Origin of the sequence: Corynebacterium sp. HMSC072D12, assembly GCF_001813925.1 — a bacterium.
In the GTDB taxonomy this organism is placed as follows: Bacteria; Actinomycetota; Actinomycetes; order Mycobacteriales; family Mycobacteriaceae; genus Corynebacterium; species Corynebacterium aurimucosum.
In genome coordinates, this window is record NZ_KV814385.1 from 55062 (window position 1) to 71391 (window position 16330).

The 16330-nt window shown below is 60.8% G+C and carries 14 protein-coding genes; 7 read left to right on the forward strand and 7 right to left on the reverse strand.

The window, feature by feature from the left end; translation table 11 throughout:
* Positions 1-48: 48 nt before the first annotated feature.
* The 4 genes from HMPREF2943_RS02105 to HMPREF2943_RS02120 form a co-directional block, all read right to left on the reverse strand.
* Entirely contained in the window at positions 49-2745 is a 2697-nt protein-coding gene (locus tag HMPREF2943_RS02105; protein WP_070710666.1) for an FtsX-like permease family protein, read from the reverse strand.
* A gap of 1 nt (position 2746) precedes the next feature.
* Positions 2747-3463, reverse strand: coding sequence for an ABC transporter ATP-binding protein (locus HMPREF2943_RS02110; protein WP_070447267.1), 717 nt, complete (start codon positions 3461-3463; stop codon positions 2747-2749).
* Positions 3460-4002, reverse strand: coding sequence for a helix-turn-helix transcriptional regulator (locus HMPREF2943_RS02115; RefSeq protein WP_070710667.1), 543 nt, complete (start codon positions 4000-4002; stop codon positions 3460-3462). Before HMPREF2943_RS02115 ends, HMPREF2943_RS02110 begins: the two co-directional genes overlap by 4 nt.
* A gap of 253 nt (positions 4003-4255) precedes the next feature.
* Positions 4256-5008: a M23 family metallopeptidase gene (locus HMPREF2943_RS02120; protein WP_010187647.1), complete on the reverse strand. Its 753-nt coding sequence runs from the start codon at positions 5006-5008 to the stop codon at positions 4256-4258.
* A 447-nt stretch (positions 5009-5455) separates the two neighbouring features.
* Here HMPREF2943_RS02120 and HMPREF2943_RS02125 point away from each other — a divergent pair, with 447 nt between their 5' ends.
* From HMPREF2943_RS02125 to purH, 3 genes are read left to right on the forward strand one after another with little or no spacing between them, the layout of a single operon-like run.
* The gene (locus HMPREF2943_RS02125; RefSeq protein WP_246817248.1) at positions 5456-7114 is read left to right on the forward strand and encodes a cell division protein PerM; all 1659 of its coding nucleotides are present in this window, start codon (positions 5456-5458) and stop codon (positions 7112-7114) included.
* 41 nt (positions 7115-7155) lie between these two features.
* Positions 7156-7761: a phosphoribosylglycinamide formyltransferase gene (purN, locus tag HMPREF2943_RS02130; protein ID WP_010187645.1), complete on the forward strand. Its 606-nt coding sequence runs from the start codon at positions 7156-7158 to the stop codon at positions 7759-7761.
* Between the two features lie 39 nt (positions 7762-7800).
* Positions 7801-9333, forward strand: coding sequence for a bifunctional phosphoribosylaminoimidazolecarboxamide formyltransferase/IMP cyclohydrolase (purH, locus tag HMPREF2943_RS02135; RefSeq protein WP_010187644.1), 1533 nt, complete (start codon positions 7801-7803; stop codon positions 9331-9333).
* A 224-nt stretch (positions 9334-9557) separates the two neighbouring features.
* Here purH and HMPREF2943_RS02140 read toward each other — a convergent pair whose 3' ends face one another.
* Positions 9558-10391, reverse strand: coding sequence for a flagellar basal body-associated FliL family protein (locus tag HMPREF2943_RS02140; protein ID WP_070710669.1), 834 nt, complete (start codon positions 10389-10391; stop codon positions 9558-9560).
* A 271-nt stretch (positions 10392-10662) separates the two neighbouring features.
* Between HMPREF2943_RS02140 and HMPREF2943_RS02145 the strand changes: the two genes are divergently transcribed.
* Together HMPREF2943_RS02145 and HMPREF2943_RS02150 are read left to right on the forward strand one after the other, a co-directional pair.
* On the forward strand, positions 10663-11586 hold the full coding sequence (locus HMPREF2943_RS02145) for a hypothetical protein (RefSeq protein ID WP_070710670.1): 924 nt from the start codon (positions 10663-10665) through the stop codon (positions 11584-11586).
* Between the two features lie 68 nt (positions 11587-11654).
* Positions 11655-12545: a serine hydrolase gene (locus HMPREF2943_RS02150; protein ID WP_070710671.1), complete on the forward strand. Its 891-nt coding sequence runs from the start codon at positions 11655-11657 to the stop codon at positions 12543-12545.
* 23 nt (positions 12546-12568) lie between these two features.
* Here the strand turns inward: HMPREF2943_RS02150 and HMPREF2943_RS02155 are convergent, their stop codons facing one another.
* On the reverse strand, positions 12569-13237 hold the full coding sequence (locus HMPREF2943_RS02155; protein ID WP_070646108.1) for a hypothetical protein: 669 nt from the start codon (positions 13235-13237) through the stop codon (positions 12569-12571).
* A gap of 144 nt (positions 13238-13381) precedes the next feature.
* Here HMPREF2943_RS02155 and HMPREF2943_RS02160 point away from each other — a divergent pair, with 144 nt between their 5' ends.
* Positions 13382-14704 carry a serine/threonine protein kinase gene (locus HMPREF2943_RS02160; RefSeq protein ID WP_070710672.1) on the forward strand — a complete coding sequence of 441 codons (1323 nt, stop codon included), beginning with the start codon at positions 13382-13384 and terminating at the stop codon, positions 14702-14704.
* Positions 14705-14838: 134 nt separating this feature from the next.
* Entirely contained in the window at positions 14839-15519 is a 681-nt protein-coding gene (locus HMPREF2943_RS02165) for a DNA-binding response regulator (RefSeq protein WP_246817249.1), read from the forward strand.
* A gap of 17 nt (positions 15520-15536) precedes the next feature.
* Here the strand turns inward: HMPREF2943_RS02165 and HMPREF2943_RS02170 are convergent, their stop codons facing one another.
* Positions 15537-16253 (reverse strand): TetR/AcrR family transcriptional regulator, encoded by a 717-nt coding sequence (locus tag HMPREF2943_RS02170; RefSeq protein ID WP_070447240.1) that lies wholly within the window; start codon positions 16251-16253, stop codon positions 15537-15539.
* Between the last annotated feature and the right edge of the window lie 77 nt (positions 16254-16330).

Below are 16330 nucleotides of genomic sequence, written 5' to 3' on the forward strand. Positions count from 1 at the left end.
GTTGTTCCCCGGCCGAAGGCTCGGTCGGGGAACGGTGGGCCACGAGGGCTATGTCAGCGAACGTGATTCGCTGCGATCCCGTGCGGTCAGCGGTCCCGTCTTGTCGCTGCGATTGACCGCAGCCGCCAGTGCGGCGGCCAGAAGCGGCACGATAAGCACGGCGAGGAATTGCCACCAATCCGGGGTGAAGTAGTCCTGCGGGCGCAGACCATAAGGTGGCGTCGAGAAAACGAATCCAGAACTATCGGCAAAGAAGTACGTGCCGAGATGACCGGCAATCACGCCGAAAAACATGCTTACGGTGGCCAGCATCCAGGTCTGCCACGCCGCTACCTTGGCCATCAGTGAAGGGTGGGCGCCGATGGATTGCAGCACGGTGCTTTCCTGGCGCATGCTGCTCGCTGCGTTGGCAATGATGAGCGTCAGCACGATGAGGCAGACGATCCCCATTCCGAGGCCTAGGTAGTAGCGGAAACTTTCGGGAGTAGAGACTGCGAAGCTTAGCGAGTATTGCGACTGCGAAGCGCTCGCTGTCAGGTCTCGCAGCTCTTCGCGCTCTGACTCGCTCGGTGGTTCGTCGAACGCGAGGGCTTGGCCCACGTAGAAGGGCTCCATGTTCAGCTTCTCTGCTGCCTGCTGGCTAATCAAGACCACATCGCGGGCCGCGGTAGGCAGTGCCTCCACAACCGGCAGATCAGCCTCCTGCGTTTCGCTCGGTTCTGGGCTGTCAATGCGGTTGTAGGTTTTTACGGTCACCGTGCCGCGCGTGTTATTGCCGACGTGGCTGCTGTGGGGGAGCACGATGCCGCCGGCATCCAACGTCTGTGCCGCCGCGCGGCGATCTTCCTCCGAGTCGAATTGCCAGAGCTCAAGCTGGGAAGAATCGGTTTGAACCATCCTGCTTTGATAGATCAACGGATTATAAGGAAATGACGTCATCAACTCGTGCGCACACTCCTGGCGAGCCTCTTCGGAATCATCGGTGCGCCGCCCCTGATTATCCACGAAGACTGCCCTCTCAACCGGCTTGCTGAAATCGACCTGCTCGCACTGGTAATCAAATTCGGTGGTGAGCTCGTAAAAAGTGTCATCCTCCGGAAGGCTGAAAGACGTCGTCCACGAGGGGAAAGCATAGAAGGGATAGGAGCGGGCGGTGGTGGTCTGCTGGATTGCCTCTATCGCCGCGCGTTCTTCTGGCGTAGAAACCTGCGCTGGTTGGTCAAAGGTCGTCTCCTCGATCAGCGCAGAAGTAGGTGGCATGACGAGTTTTTCTTCGGCAGTGGACTTTGCGCTATCCGTCATGATGCCCACGCCAAACAGGGAGGCGACGAAGGCAACTGAGACGAGAGCGATGGACGTCGGCAAGGCGTGCATGCTGCGCCGGGTCAGGCCGCGTCCAGCCAGACGCAACGCGAGGGGGCCGCGACGAGATAGCAGGGAACATAGGAAGACCAAAGCGGGGGCAGACGCGGCGACCGCGATGACTCCGAAGAGAGCTAGCACCGTGGGGATATACCCGCCCCATGGGCTGAAGCTGAAGAGCACGAGCAGAAGCAAGAATGCTGGGCCGATGGCCATCCACCGCCTGAAGCGCAGGAGGCGGTCGGGGGCGGCGCCTTGAATTGCTGTGGACAGGGCGCCACGTTGCGCCAACCACGCGGGAACGATGGAGACAATGACACAGCCTGCCACCGCCACGAGCCACGCGAGAGCAATCGCTAGGAAGGGCGGGCGTGCAGCAAAGTCCGGATAGCGGGCTGTCCACCATACCCACGAGACCGTTAGGCCAACGATTGCACCGATGGTGGCGCCGATTAGTCCCATCAGCAGGCCATAGGCCATCACTGCGAACATGATGTGGCGTGGTAATGCACCCTGGCTCGACATCAGCGCGTACAGGCGCGTATTGCGTCCGGTAGCCAGCGTGAAGACGGGCGCGAGAAGGAAAAGGATGAGCAATCCGGCGATGGCGTAGAGGCCGAAGAAGAAGAGCACGAAAAGAATGCTGCTCAGGATTCCGCCAAAGGAATCCGACTCAGAATCGGGTCGGTCCGTATCTCGCAGCTCCGGTGCCCAGATTTCCAGCCCGGCCTCATGGGCGCGGTCGGCATCCTCTTTGGTCAGCGTTGTATCACCCACGATGACCCAGGAGGTGTTTATCTGAAAGGACGGGTCGCTGAGAGCGTCATTGAGGGTGGGGGAGGTGACAAAGTCATAGTTTTCGGGAGCAATAGCCGCGACCGTGACTTGGTGGTCGCCGCTCAGAGCACTGGTGCGCACGGTGATGACGTCTCCAACGGAGGCGTCGAGCTTGTGTGCGGTAGAGCGCGATAGAACTGCCTGGTTGGGGCCAAGATTGAACTTATCGACGGCCTCCTGTGCGGGCTCCGGCGGATTCTCTGCGTCGAATTGATCTACCCAGGAGCTGGCTGACTTCCCATTATGGATTAGTGACGTGCTAGAAAAAGCGGTGACCGGGCTGACGCTGAGGCCTCCAGGAAGCACGTCGGCAGCCAGACCTGGCACGTCTTCATAACTAATCTCCGGGTGTTCGGCGCTGATCTGCAGGGTTCGCTCGGGTGCGCTCAAGGCCGCGGAGAGCCGACCAGAGGAATTATCAAAGAGTGCCATTCCGATGACAAGGGCCACCGGTAGCGCAATGAGCATCACGGCAGCCAAAGTGCGCCATGGATGAAGCTTGAGATCGCGCCTCGTCGGGCGGGTGGCGGCATTAATGCCGGACATACTAACGCACCTCCTCGCCGGTGAGGCGCCCGTCGCGAACCATGACAACACGGTCAGCCCAGCCGGCGAAACGCGGCTCGTGAGTGACCAGTATGCCTGAGGCGCCGGCGTCGATACGTGCGCGCAAAACCTTCATGATCTCCTCACCCGTTGAGGTATCCAAGGCACCGGTAGGCTCATCCGCCAAAAGCACCTTGCGCGGTCCAATGAGCGCGCGGGCAATCGCCACGCGCTGGGCTTGGCCACCGGAGATTTCTTCCGGGAAGCGGTCGATGGTGCCGTCGAGACCGACCTCACTGAGCGCTTCCTCTGCAGCTTCTCGGCATTGCGCAGGCGAGAGCCCGTCCAGCTCAAGGGGGAGGGACACGTTCTCGCCCACGGTGAGGGAAGACACCAGGTTGAAGTGCTGAAACACGAGCCCCAAGTGGCGGCGGCGGGCGATGGCGGCCTTGGCTTTGGAGAGCTGGGATGCATCGGCACCGTCGAGAAGCACGCGTCCCGACGTCGGTGGCTGTAACAGCCCCGCGACGTTGAGCAGCGTGGACTTGCCGGAACCAGAAGGGCCCATGACCGCGACGAGTTCACCCGGTTTCAGCTGCAGGTTGACGGAATCCAGGGCGGTGACCTGGCGGGCGCCGCTACCGAAGACGCAGGTGATGTTCTCGAGTTCGAGCGGGAAAGGCATGTGCTGGGACGTGGGGATAGAGTCGGGGGTCATCGCGGGGCCTCCTCGGTGGCGGTTGGATTGGCTAGGGATTCCACGCGGTCGAGCCAGCGTGAGAGAGATTCCAGGTCGAAGATTTGGCGCTCAACAGCCAAGCGCTGGGCGCTGCGCTCTGCGGGCAGTTCCGAGGCTTGGTGGTTGAGCTCACGCAGCTGGCGGACGGTGGCAAAGCGCTGGGCGTCGAGCACGGCAATGACGTCGACGTCGGAGCGTCGCGCTGCAAGCGACACTTTGAGTACGAGTTCATCGCGCTCGATGGCGTCGTTGTGCAGGGTGGACATCCACCACTGTGAGAGCTCTTCGCGGCCAGTTGGGGTTATGGCATAGCTGGTGGCGCGGCGCCCGGTGGGGCCGGTGAGCTCACCGTCGGTGGCGATAAGGCCATCGCGTTCCAAGCGGCTTAAGGTCTGGGCAACTTGACCCATGTTGAGCGGCCAGAGGTTGTCGAAGGTCTCGGCAAAGCGCGTTTTTATGTGGCTAGCTGTGGCGGGTTCTTCACTCAGCAGAGCAAGCACGGAGTGTTTGACGGACATGGTCACCTCCTGCGCGGAGGAAAGAGGGAGAATACGATCGGTACATACCCGGTAAGTTACCGGGTAACCTTTGGGGTGGTCAAGAGTTTTCGGGAAAGGAATCTTTCAGTACCCCCGCCCGCTTGTCCGGTGTGGAGTAGGTGGTGGAGCGTGCTCGAAGGCAAGGGTGGGGTGGTTGAGATGCAAAAAGCGGCACAGAGCAAAAGTGCTCTATGCCGCCTAAAAGTTGTTGGAAGGCTAGGTTGGGTAGGGCTTAAGAAATGTTGACGCCGCGCTCTGCAAGCCACGGAATCGGGTCCACAGCGCCCTCACCGGTGGGGTGAATTTCAAAGTGCAGGTGGGAGCCGGTGGAGAAGCCCAAAGAGCCCATGCCGGCGATCTTCTGGCCGGCGTGGACGCGCTCGCCCACAGCGACGTCGAGGGTCTGCATGTGTCCGTAGACGCTCATGGAGCCGTCATCGTGCTTGATGCGGATCCACTGGCCGTAGCCGGAAGCCGGGCCGGAATCGATGACGGTGCCGTCCATAACGGAGAGGATTGGGGTGCCTACGGCATTGGCAATGTCGATGCCGGAGTGGAAGGAGCCCCAGCGGGGGCCGAAGCCAGAGGTGAAAGTACCTTCTGCCGGGCGAGCAACGGACGGTGCACGGTTGGCTTCGTCAGCAGCTGCGCGCGCATCGGCGGCCTGAATGGCCTTGTCGAGCTGGGTAGCCAGGTCAGCGACCGGCTTGGTTTCAGCGATGGAGAGGATCTGTGGTGCGGCATCCTCAACGGCGGCCTGTGCGTCCTTGAGCGGATCGGTATCTGCCTGCAAGGTGTAGTCGATGGACTGTGCCTTGGTCTCACCAGTGCCAGCGGATTGAATGGTGCCGGCTGCGGCGCCGCCAACACCTGCGGTGGATACGGCGCCTGCGGCGACGGTCATTACCGCCAAGCGCCCTTTCGTGGTCTGCGAGGTGGTGATCTTGCGGTGGCGACCTGCGCTTCGCTGAGTCTTGCTTCGCATGAACTCTACTTCCGTCCTAATTCACTATCGTCCAGCCAGAACAATCGTTACATCTAAACCTGGTTGGTTATCCGATTGTGACCTTCCTGTTACCAACGAGATGTAACAGTAGCGTCTCGGCGAGAGCGGAGCAACCCGGATTGCGGTTTTCTTCTTGATACGTCGAAAGATTTGCTTGTTTTGATGCGGTAGCTGATTCCTGTGAATGAAGTGAATCCCTGGCGGTGCTTTCGATCTCCGGTAGCGATGTGCGCGTGGGTAGTTCTCATGGGCGGATGCAGCTAAGGATATAGCTGATAAAGAGTATCCGTTCGGGGGTGTGCGCGACCTTTTAAATCAGACCTCGTCGCGCCACCCCCGGTGGGGGAGGTGCCCGTGGCAAAGTGGACGCCGATGAATAAGAACACGAGTCCCCAGTCTAGGTCGTCTGCCCGTCCACGCGCGCACGTGCGTGGACGCGGTGATGGTGCTGAGCACTCTGAGCGCGGGCACCGGCGGGATCGCCGGGATCCTGCGCAGCGTATTAAAGGAATCGAGTCAGACAAGGCACGTGCCCGCCGCGCACAGGCCCCAACAACACTGCGCGGGCGCATCCGTCGCATGCTCATCGTCGTCGGTGTTCCGCACCTCGTTGTTGTCCTCGGCATCCTGGTGGTCGCCATCGCAGCACTTCTTCTCACCAGCTCCCCGTCGGCGTGGCTGAACACCATCGTCGGGGAGGCTTGGATGGTGTTCAACCTTGCGCCTATCCGCGCTGGTGGAATTGATGTGGGCTTCGTTCCAGCCCTACCTGCACTGCTCTTGGCCTGGTTGGTGGGTCGCCGTGTGCGCGCGGCGGTGAAGGATAGGGTGAGCATCAACGACCTGCTTGTCTTGAGCGCCTGCGTGCTGGTGGTGCCACTCGTCCTGACTTTCATTGCGTGGTTGATGTTGTGGGATGCCGGGAAAGTCTATGATGTTTCTCCTCCGGAGCTCTATCGCGTTCTTCCCCGCATGCTTCTGCTTCATGCGGTTGCCCTAATTGGTGGCATGGGGCCTCGCTTGTGGAAGGCCTTGGCCAAGCGCAGCGGCATTCCGCGCGTGTTCGTCGACGCCGCCCGCATCGGCCTGAGCTACCTCGGATACCTGGTTGCGGCTGGGCTCGTCCTCGTGGTGGTTCTGTGGGGATTCGGTTGGTCGCGCCAGGCCGAGATGCTTGCCAGCTATCCGGTGCTCAATGCGCTGGGAACAATCGGCCTGTTTCTAGTAAGCATTGTGTACCTGCCCAACGCCGCGGTGGCAGCCGGCGCAGTGCTGAGCGGCTCGGAGATGCACATTGGTGAGGGAACCAGTGTGAGCCTCTTTAGCGGCCATGTAGTTCCGCTTCCTCCGCTACCTTTGGCCGCCGCGGTTCCGCCTTCCATTAGCCCTTGGTTCGCGGTGTTGTTGGTGGTCCCAGCAATCGCAGCCGTGGCGGCATTTGCTCGTCGCCGCGCCCTGGTGTCTTTCCAGGTCGTGCTCGTTGCAACCATCACGGTGGCAGTGACCGCCCTCGTGGCAATCTACGGTGTTTCCGGAACGTTGGGAGTGTATGGATACACAGGCCCTGAGGTCTGGACCGCAGTGGGCTTGAGCTCCCTGTGGTGCCTCGTCGTGGGATGTGCTTTTGCCGCCGCACAGGCAGTGACGGCGTGGCGTGCGCGCCGCGCCACCGCCCCGGTTACTGAGCCGGAAGCTTCGGCTGCAGCTGAGGACGTTGAGGAGGTCACTGAGGACTCCACCAGCGCCGCTCAGGAAGAGCACGAGCAGGAACAGGCAGCGCTTGACGACGACATCGGTGTCGATACCGACATAGACACCGACATAGACGCCGACACCGAGGACGAGGCTGATGTCGAGGCGAAGACTGACACGGAGGAAGCCGATCCCGAAGTAGAGGCTGACGCTGAGACGGAGGCTGTGCCTGAGGCTGATGTGAGTGATGCAGAAATCGTGGAAACGGGCGATGTTGACGTCGACACCCAAGCTGAAGTCGAGGACGAAGCAGTAGCGGATGAAGACGGCGATGCGGAGCGCGCTCCAGAAACAGAGGAGAGCGAAGAGCCTGAAGGTTCCGTTAAAGAGTGAAAATTCCCCGGTTCGCAGCGGTAGCGGCTAGGCTGTAGCGCGTGACTACACCGCATCAGCCCGCTGCTACTGCCCGCCTCAACGTCGTGGTTCTGGTTTCTGGAACCGGCTCTTTATTGCAGGCTATCTTGGATGGCCAGGATGAGCACTACAGCGTCGTGAAAGTCATCGCGGACGTGCCTTGCCAAGGCATTGAGCGCGCGCAGGCGGCGGGAATTGCCACCGAGGTCGTAGAGATGGGTGCTGACCGCACCGATTGGAATAAGCGTCTGGTTGCCGCAGTGGATACTGCGCAACCAGACGTTGTTGTTTCCGCAGGTTTTATGAAGATCCTGGGTAAGGATTTTCTGGATCGCTTCGAAGGTCGCACCATCAATACTCACCCTGCGCTCTTGCCTGCCTTCAAAGGCGCGCATGGCGTGCGCGATGCGCTGGCTTATGGCGCCAAAGTCACAGGCTCGACTGTCCATTTCGTTGATGCTGGTGTCGATACCGGCTCCATCATTGCCCAGGAACCCGTCCGGGTCCTGCCAGAGGATGATGAAGCCAGTTTGCACGAGCGCATCAAAGTGGTCGAAAGAGAACTTATCGTCGATGTTCTCCGCGCGATGCGCGTGGAGGGCGAGACGCTCAGCATTCAGCTCTAACTATCTCATTACCGCAAGGAAGGCTTAAGTCCCCGTACCATGAGCGAAGATCCTAAGAACATCAAGCGCGCGCTAATTAGCGTTTATGACAAGACCGGTCTGGAAGACCTTGCCCGGGCACTTGATAACGCTGGCGTGGAGATCGTTTCCACCGGTTCCACCGCGAAGAAGATCGCGGACTTGGGCATTGATGTCACGCCCGTCGAGAAGCTCACCGGCTTCCCGGAGTGCCTCGAAGGCCGCGTAAAGACCCTGCACCCGCGCGTGCATGCAGGAATCCTCGCGGATACCCGCAAGGAGGACCACCTGAAGCAATTGGAGGAGCTGGAGGTAGAGCCCTTCCAGCTCGTCGTAGTCAACCTGTACCCCTTCCGCGAGACTGTGGCTTCCGGCGCGGACTTTGATGGCTGCGTGGAGCAGATCGATATCGGTGGTCCATCCATGGTGCGCGCTGCCGCGAAGAATCATCCGTCCGTCGCAGTCGTCGTGGATCCAGCCCGCTACGGTGATGTGGCTGACGCTGTGGCCAACGGTGGCTTCACCTTGGAAGAGCGTCGCGGCCTCGCCCGCGATGCCTTCCTGCACACCGCTGATTACGACGCCGCGGTGTCCGCATGGTTCGTCGATCAGCTCAGCGACGGTGACGTGACCACTCCGCTGCGCTACGGCGAGAATTCCCACCAGTCCGCGACCGTGACCCGCATCGGTACCACTGGTTTGGCCAATGCGAAGCAGTTCAACGGCAAGGAGATGAGCTACAACAACTACCAGGATGCTGACGCCGCCTGGCGCGCTGCCTGGGATCATGAGCGCCCGTGCGTGGCCATCATCAAGCACGCCAACCCGTGCGGCATCGCGGTGTCTGAGGAGTCCATCGCGGCTGCCCACCGCGCAGCACACGCCTGCGATCCAATGTCTGCCTTCGGCGGAGTCATCGCGGTGAACCGCGAGGTCACCGTCGAGATGGCCGAGCAGGTCAAGGAGATCTTCACTGAGGTCATTGTGGCTCCGTCTTACGAGGAGGGCGCCATCGAAGTTCTCAAAGCCAAGAAGAACCTGCGCGTGCTGCAGGCAGAGCATGAAGCGCCCAAGGAGGAAGTTAAGTACATCTCCGGTGGCATGCTCACCCAAGAGCCGGATACCTACCAGGCAGAGGGCGATAACCCGGCCAATTGGACGCTGGCTGCGGGTGAGGCGTTGAACGAGTCCGACTTGGCGCAGCTCGAATTCGCTTGGCGTTCCGTGCGCGCGGTGAAGTCCAACGCCATCCTGCTGGCCAAGGACAACGCCACCGTGGGTGTCGGTATGGGCCAGGTCAACCGCGTCGATTCCGCCAAGCTCGCGGTGGAGCGTGCTAACACGCTGGCCGACGGCGCCAACCGCGCCGAAGGTTCCTTCGCTGCTTCCGATGCTTTCTTCCCGTTTGCCGATGGCCTGGAGGTTCTCCTTGAAGCCGGCGTGAAGGCCGTGGTGCAGCCAGGTGGTTCCATCCGCGATGAGGAAGTCATCGAGGCCGCTAAGAAGGCAGGGGTGACCATGTACTTCACTGGAACCCGCCACTTCTTCCACTAAATCCTGGATAGCCCGCTGCCGTAGGCAGCGCGCAGCCGTCTCTCTTCGCCGTTGCTGTTTCGCCGCGCGGGGAAGGAGGCGGCTTTCGTATATATGGCAGCTTTCCCTAGAGGGCAGCAACTGCCCTAAACGACGAAGTTATGCGCCGCCACTGCAGTCAGAGGCTATAACTTTGGCAACTAGGGCAGCTTTGGCGCTACCGCGCGAGGGGCCGACGGCATGCGCTACTGCGCGTGGAGGGAAGCCACCGCGAAGCCAGTGTTGTCCGCAGGATTGCCGTTGGCGTCCTTATACGTAAAAGTAAAGCGCAGGGCTTGGTGGTCTGCGATGTTGATGGGCATCTCGAGAGCCTCCTCTGCCGGGACCTCGAAGGAAGCCAGCTCAGCACCGTCAGCTCCGTTGACGGTAACGGTGGCGCTGGCAACATCAGTATTCTCCCGGTCATCGCTGAAACCAAAGACCGCGTTGAGTTGGCTATGGCCTTCGGCCAGCTGCACATCAGCGATGTTAGTGCTGCCGGAGCGCGAGACATAGGAATCCGGGAAGAAGGTGCGGGCAATGACCACGCCGTCAGCCTCCAGGTCAGTATCGATACGGCCGCTGGTGGCAAGAGGAGTTCCCGGAAGCGTAGCTGTTGAGGTCGGTTCGGAGGATGCAGCGGTGTGGCTTGAGCCGGACGACTCGCGTCCCCAGATAAACCATGCACCGACGCCGAGAATGACCGCGAGGATGACGAGCAGAGCAATCAGCGCGGCGATGGCACCGCTGAAACGACCTGTGCCCTTCGGCGGTTGTGGAGCGGTGTACGTGGTGGGTTGAGGTGGACTCGGCGGAGTTGGAGCGCTCCCGCCGAAAGGCTGTGAGCTGGGGCTAGCAGATTGCCCACCAAACGGCGGAGTGTTGCCGAACCCGCTCGGAGAACCGCCCGGGCCGGACTGGTGTGGGCCGTTAGCACCGCCGGGGGCGCCGGGGTGGCCAAACCCCGGAGCGGGTGAACCGAAGCCGGAGGAACCGGAATTGCGTGGCGGAGTGCCCGAAGGGCCGGTAGGAAACGTCATGGCTGGGAGAATAACAACCTTTCCGTGCACAGGGGAGATAGAGCATTGAGATACCTCTAATAATCTAAACCCTCTACCGCTGTCCGCGCGGACAGAGATGCAAACTCGTGGGAATACTCCCCATCAGAATCAGAAAAGTCGTGGAAACACGGCGTCGTGAATGAAGCACGATGCACGAACCTCACCGCAATCGTGGTAGCTGTGCAAAGATAAGAAAGATAGAAAACGCCTATACGGCATAACCAGAACGTCTAGATCTACGGAGGCTTCGGTGACTGACTCAGATCGCAACCATGGATTCGGCGCACAGTACCCGCAGGGAAATAGCGGCCAGCCGCAGCCTTCCCGTAAAGATACCCACCCGGAAACCGCGGACTTTGAAGCGCCGCCAACGCAACAGCGTCCCCTGCCGCCCCAGAGCTACCCGCAGAACACGGGAAACAATCAGAGTTATGCGCACTCCGGCGAGCGCAATTACTCGAACCCTTTTGCCGCCTCCGGTGCATCAGGCCAGTACGGCCAGCAACAGCAGTTCCAGACGCAGCACTTCGCGTCCCAGCAGGTGCCGCAGGACGGTAGCGGACAGTATGACCAGCAGCCAGCAGGGTACCCCGCTGGCTATTCTCAGGAGAGCAGCGGACGTGGCAGCTCCTCCAACTCCGGCAAGTTTGTGCTTATCGCCGTGCTGATCCTGGCGGTCGTCCTCGTTATGGCCGCGCTGGCCTACATTTTTTTCTTCAAACATGCCGACTCACATTCTCAAGCCGGCTCGCCCCTGACCACCGCGCAACTCACCGAGCAGAATGAGAGTGCACAGGAAGACGCAGAGAGCGCGGGGAGCGAGGAGAACTCTGAAGAAACGACAGAACAGCCCACGACGACCTCGCAGTCTCACAAGCGCCCCGAGTACCCGGACTTGCCGGAGGGGGCGATTCCGGCGAACGACGCCGCGCGCAACAACGAACCGGGTGGCAACTTCAACAGTGTCTACCGTGGAACAGTGGTAACGACGGAATCCTTCGCCAACGTTGTGCGCGATGAGTACGTCAAGCACTACGTGGAAACCCACGAGTTTGATGCCACCATTAAGGCCTACAGCCCAGTCACCGAGATTACCTACACCATGGATTGTTCCGACAACGGTGAATTTGTCACCTGTACCGGTGGAAACAACGCGGTTGTGCTCATCCTCTAATGCTCAGGCGGTCAACAATGAAACAGGTAGCAATGCGACGTCACAGCCCTGCACAGCCGCGGCGTAGGATGGCAGTACTAGCAGCGCTGGTGGGGATTGCGGGGGCGTCGCTAAGCGCCTGCACCATTGGTGATGTCTCCACACCTGAGTCCAGCACTCCGGCGAGCAGCCCACAGCCCACGCTGCCTGATTCCGGGGCAGAGGTATCTGATGGACCCGCCGCTGATTCAGCCCTCGACAAGGAACCAACCGTGATTAATGCTACCGACCTTCAGGAAGCTGTCGACGCCATCGCTGCAGATAACCCCGGTACCGGGATCGCGGTGGCCGGCTCAGGAACCGTCGCAGCGGCTGGCAACACCGGCCCGCTGCCTGCGTGGTCCACCGTGAAAGTCCCGTTGGCCATCGCCGCCGAACGCGCCGGGGTGGCGGATCCCGATACCGTATCCCGGGCGATCACCTATTCCGATAACGCCGCGGCCGATTCTCTCTGGGAGGCCCTCGGCGGGGGAGAACAAGCCGCACAAGCCACCCAGGCCATCATTGGCACAACTGAGGTCCCCGCTACGCCACCGCGCCCCGGTTTTAGCGCCTTCGGCCAAACACAGTGGTCGGTGTCTGAGCAAGCAGAATTCATCGCCGCGCTGGGGTGCCACGAAGGCGCGGATCCGATCCTTGCAGCCATGGGACAGCCGGATCCCGCGCAGAATTATGGTCTTCGGGCTTTAGAAGGCGCGGTGATGAAAGGCGGCTGGGGGCCGGCCGAGGACGGATCTTATGAAGCCCGCCAGATGGGATTAATCACGCTAGGCGGGCACACGGTGGCAGTGGCGATCTATGCCGCAGCGCCTTCCGGCGATTATGGCGAAGCACAGCAGATGCTGAGCCGCGTGGTCAAACAGCTGGCCACGGCAGAGGTCGAGTGGCCCGATGCGCGATGCCAGCAGGGCGCTGTTTAAGAAGCACGAGCGATGTAAAGGCGCTAGCGCGGCCAATAGTCCTCGAATTCGCCGGCCTCGCCGTCGATGTCATAGTCCGTGCCGCGAATGTTCAGCACGGAGCCGGTGTCTTTCCCGCTGGTTGGATCAAGAATCGTGGCGCTGAAGGAATCCCCTTCACCACGCGCCGGGCCAAAGGCAGCGCCGCTGGACCAAACACCGCGGTAAAAGAGGGAGTCCTGTTTCTCACAGACCACAATGTGGGAATCGGGATCGGTGCCATGGGCAGCGAAGATCATATCCTCCCCCTGTTGGCAGCGTGCCTCAGGATAATCGGACCAACCGGCGGCAGTGAGTCCCTCGGGGACGTCGGCAGCCCCGGCGCTCACTGAAGTTCCCGGAGCCTGCTCGCTCGGTGCTTCTGCCTCGTCCGTTTCTTCATCTTTCTGCGCAGCAGTCTCCTCCGGGGAGGCAGCCTCCTCCTGAGGGGCTGTCTGCTCCGAGTTTTCGCTGGTGCTGGACGTTTGTTGGCTGGTGGAGCGGGCGTCGTACCAGATAACGAGGCCTGCAATCACCAGCGCAATGAGAATTGCGATCGCGCAGATGATCGGAACGAGGTTGCGCTGCTCCGATTGAGGCTGCCGAGACTGGCCCGACACCGGTGTAGGGGGCTTATGCTCGTGATGGTTAGTGCCAAATCCTGGGGTCGTCATAGGGTCCTTGGAAAACGGTAGAGAACAACACGTAGCATAACCGGCTTGGCAACACCGGACGGAACCGCGCTTAAGTACCCTCCATTTGGGGGCGATGGGACATGGCAACATCATGCTGCCCAGTGCATATGGTCCAATGGGGCAGTGACTAATTCCTACTTCGTGCAATGGCTGACCCAGCAGAAGCGCTACACCAACGTGTACCTGTTGGGTGAAGGCGGCATGGGGCAGGTCTTTCATGCCACGGATCCGGACCTTTCCCGTGAGCTCGCCGTCAAGGTGCTGTTGGATGACGTCCGTGATGAAGCCTCCCGCGCCCGTTTCCACAATGAAATGAAGGCGCTCACGAAGATCGGTAGCCACCCAGGGGTAGTCCAGTTTTATTCCAAGGAGTCCACCCCGCGCGGCGATGACGTGATGGTCATGGCCTTCATCGACGGCAAAACCTTGGGGCATGCTATCCGTGAGCGGGCCCACCAGGGCCGGGGATTTAGCGTGGCGGAGGTTGTGTATTACCTCAAACCGATTGCCTCGGCGCTGGATTATATGCACCATGAGCTGCACCCTGGGTGGGTGCATCGGGACATCAAGCCCGCCAATATTCTATTGCGTAAGAACCCCGGCAGCTTGCCACCGGCTGTGCTGAGTGATTTCGGAATCAGCATTGAGGAGGGCCAGTCTCGGCTGACCAAAATCGGCCACATTGTGGGAACTGAGAAATACTTGGCCCCGGAAAATAACGGTAATGCTTATGGCGATGATGATATGTCGGCGCGCGCGGACGACTATTCCTTGGCCCTTATCGCCTTCGAGATGCTTACGCTGCATCATCTTAAGGACACGATGCCGCGCAGCGAGTGGGAAGGGCAGCGGCGCATCCCGGATCTGTCCAGTGATGCCTTCGCCGAATTCCTGGCAGGGGACACAAGCCGAGTTGTGTCGGAAGTACAGACCGTACTGAATAAGGCACTCAACAGCGTGCCCATGCAGCGCTATGCGCGGGCCCAGGACTTCATTGCCGCGCTTGGCGACGTCTCCCAGTCCCGCCCCGCCCAGCGTGTGGCGGCACCGGCGGCCGATGCTCCGCGTATAGCGCCCACGCCGCAGCCTTCGGCACGGCCGGAGCAACCGCGAAATGCCGGAAGAGCTGGGCAGCCGAGCCAGTTTGGCCGGCATCCTCAACCCTCCCAACGCTGGCCGGAACCTGCCGCTTCCTTCGGATCCGTGGAGCGGGCAAGGCCCACTGGTTTCGTCGCTCCTTCGAACCCGATGGCGTCCCCAGGGACTGTGTCACCTTCCACACCGGTTACGCCGGCGATGCCAGGGTCTACCGTCCAACGCGGTTCCACGCCGCAGCAAGCAAACAACAAGCCGCCTGCGAGGGATAATTCAAACGCTCTTATCATCACGGTCACTGTCGTTGTCATCATCCTCATCTTCGTGGTGACGTGGGCTATCGTGGCCTAGCGCTAGCGGGGTGGGGCAGTAACTTAGCGAGCGGAACTAAAGTGAGAGCCGCTACACTGAAGGACACTGTTTGAAGGCACCTCGCCGGGATGGATGGCGATGTGCGCACGTTTCCCAGCCCTACGGAGGTGTCTATGGGCCCGCAACAGCCACTCCCACCGCAGAACGCTCCTCAGGGGCCGCGGCTGCGCATTGATGATTTGATCGGTGGCGTGATGGTCATGTCCCCGGGCCAAGAAGTCATTGTCGGCCGCGCCGGTGACTTCCGGGTAGGCGAGGAGGACCTCAGCCTGCACCGCCAGCTTTTTCAGCTGTGGTACGGCGGACAGGGCTGGATGATTTGCAACGTGGGCAGCCATATCCCACTGCGCATCGAGCTGCGCGGTGTCACGGGGTTTTCCCGCATCGATTTGGGCCCGCGTTCAGTAGCGGCTGTACCCCCGGGGCCATCGCGGATTACCTTTGAGACTCCCGAATGCCCCTATGAGCTGTATATCGACGTGGAAAACAGCAACTACTCGCGTCGCACAAAACGCGAGCAGGATGTCGATGAGGAGCGCACGCGCACCCGCCACGTTCCCAATGATGAACAAGAAGAGCTGCTGCGCCTGCTAGCCAGCTACCTCAAAAAGCCGGGCTCCACCGATGCTGATATCCCTTCGGTTCGCGAGATCGCCGAGGAGCTGGGGTGGACGGAAAAGAAGACGAATCACAAGATGGACCGGCTTGTGGACAGCCTCCGAGCAGACGGTGAAAAGGCGTATAAGCCTTATAAGACCTTCCTAGCGCACTATGCCATCCGGCACGGCCGCTAGGGCATCCGCTACGGCCGCTAGCGAGTCGACTTCTTCCGGTCGGCCGCGGCGGCGGCAGCGGAGGAAATAGAGTCGTTGCGGTTCTTGAGCAGATCTAAGGTGGTCGCTTCGGCGTCCTTAGGCGGGGTGGCGCCGAGGACTGCGAGGGCGGCGTCGGCAAGCATGGCAGACTGCTCCGGTACGCGCTGCGAAGCATCAAATGGCGCGTTGCCATCGTTGGGGCGCATCTCGATGACGGAGAGCGCGATGTGGAAGGGCAGCTCGAGGCGCGGATCATCCTCGCCCACAATCCCCGCTGCGGCAGTGCGGAAGTGCTCTTTCAAGCGGTCACGCTGTTCGTGATACTCGCCGAATTCGGGGGAGTTGGCCACCGGCAGTTGATACAGACGGCCTACATTCCACGCTGAGGTCAATAGCAGGCGCGACTCTGCGGCCACAAGGGACCACAAGCGCTGTGCCGGTGCAGCGTCTGAGGCCGCGAGCTCATCCGCGAGTTCCAGCGAAGGCTCAATGGTGGAATTGAGCAGAGTGAGGAAGATATCCGTCTTCGAAGGAAAATGGTAGTACAGCGAGGCCTGACGGATACCGACGGCATCGGCAATCTGGTGCGTGGAGGTTGTCGCAAAGCCCTGGGTGGTGAAGAGCTCGGATGAAGCATCCAGGATCTCCTCGCGCGCGGTGTTTCCCCGGCGGCGCGGACTGTTCTTCCGTGGCCTGCCAACGCTCCCTGCCATGAGGCGGACTCCCTTCGATAAAATTCATGTAATAACTGACGGCAAGTCAGTAATCCTACACCCCGCCGTGAACGGCG

Bases quoted from the DNA above. Each gene is read 5' to 3' on its own strand.
- HMPREF2943_RS02105 (WP_070710666.1), bottom strand. From the start codon at position 2,745: ATGTCCGGCATTAATGCCGCCACCCGCCCGACGAGGCGCGATCTCAAG.
- HMPREF2943_RS02110 (WP_070447267.1), bottom strand. From the start codon at position 3,463: ATGACCCCCGACTCTATCCCCACGTCCCAGCACATGCCTTTCCCGCTC.
- HMPREF2943_RS02115 (WP_070710667.1), bottom strand. From the start codon at position 4,002: ATGTCCGTCAAACACTCCGTGCTTGCTCTGCTGAGTGAAGAACCCGCC.
- HMPREF2943_RS02120 (WP_010187647.1), bottom strand. From the start codon at position 5,008: ATGCGAAGCAAGACTCAGCGAAGCGCAGGTCGCCACCGCAAGATCACC.
- purH (WP_010187644.1), top strand. From the start codon at position 7,801: ATGAGCGAAGATCCTAAGAACATCAAGCGCGCGCTAATTAGCGTTTAT.
- HMPREF2943_RS02140 (WP_070710669.1), bottom strand. From the start codon at position 10,391: ATGACGTTTCCTACCGGCCCTTCGGGCACTCCGCCACGCAATTCCGGT.
- HMPREF2943_RS02150 (WP_070710671.1), top strand. From the start codon at position 11,655: ATGGCAGTACTAGCAGCGCTGGTGGGGATTGCGGGGGCGTCGCTAAGC.
- HMPREF2943_RS02155 (WP_070646108.1), bottom strand. From the start codon at position 13,237: ATGACGACCCCAGGATTTGGCACTAACCATCACGAGCATAAGCCCCCT.
- HMPREF2943_RS02165 (WP_246817249.1), top strand. From the start codon at position 14,839: ATGGGCCCGCAACAGCCACTCCCACCGCAGAACGCTCCTCAGGGGCCG.
- HMPREF2943_RS02170 (WP_070447240.1), bottom strand. From the start codon at position 16,253: ATGGCAGGGAGCGTTGGCAGGCCACGGAAGAACAGTCCGCGCCGCCGG.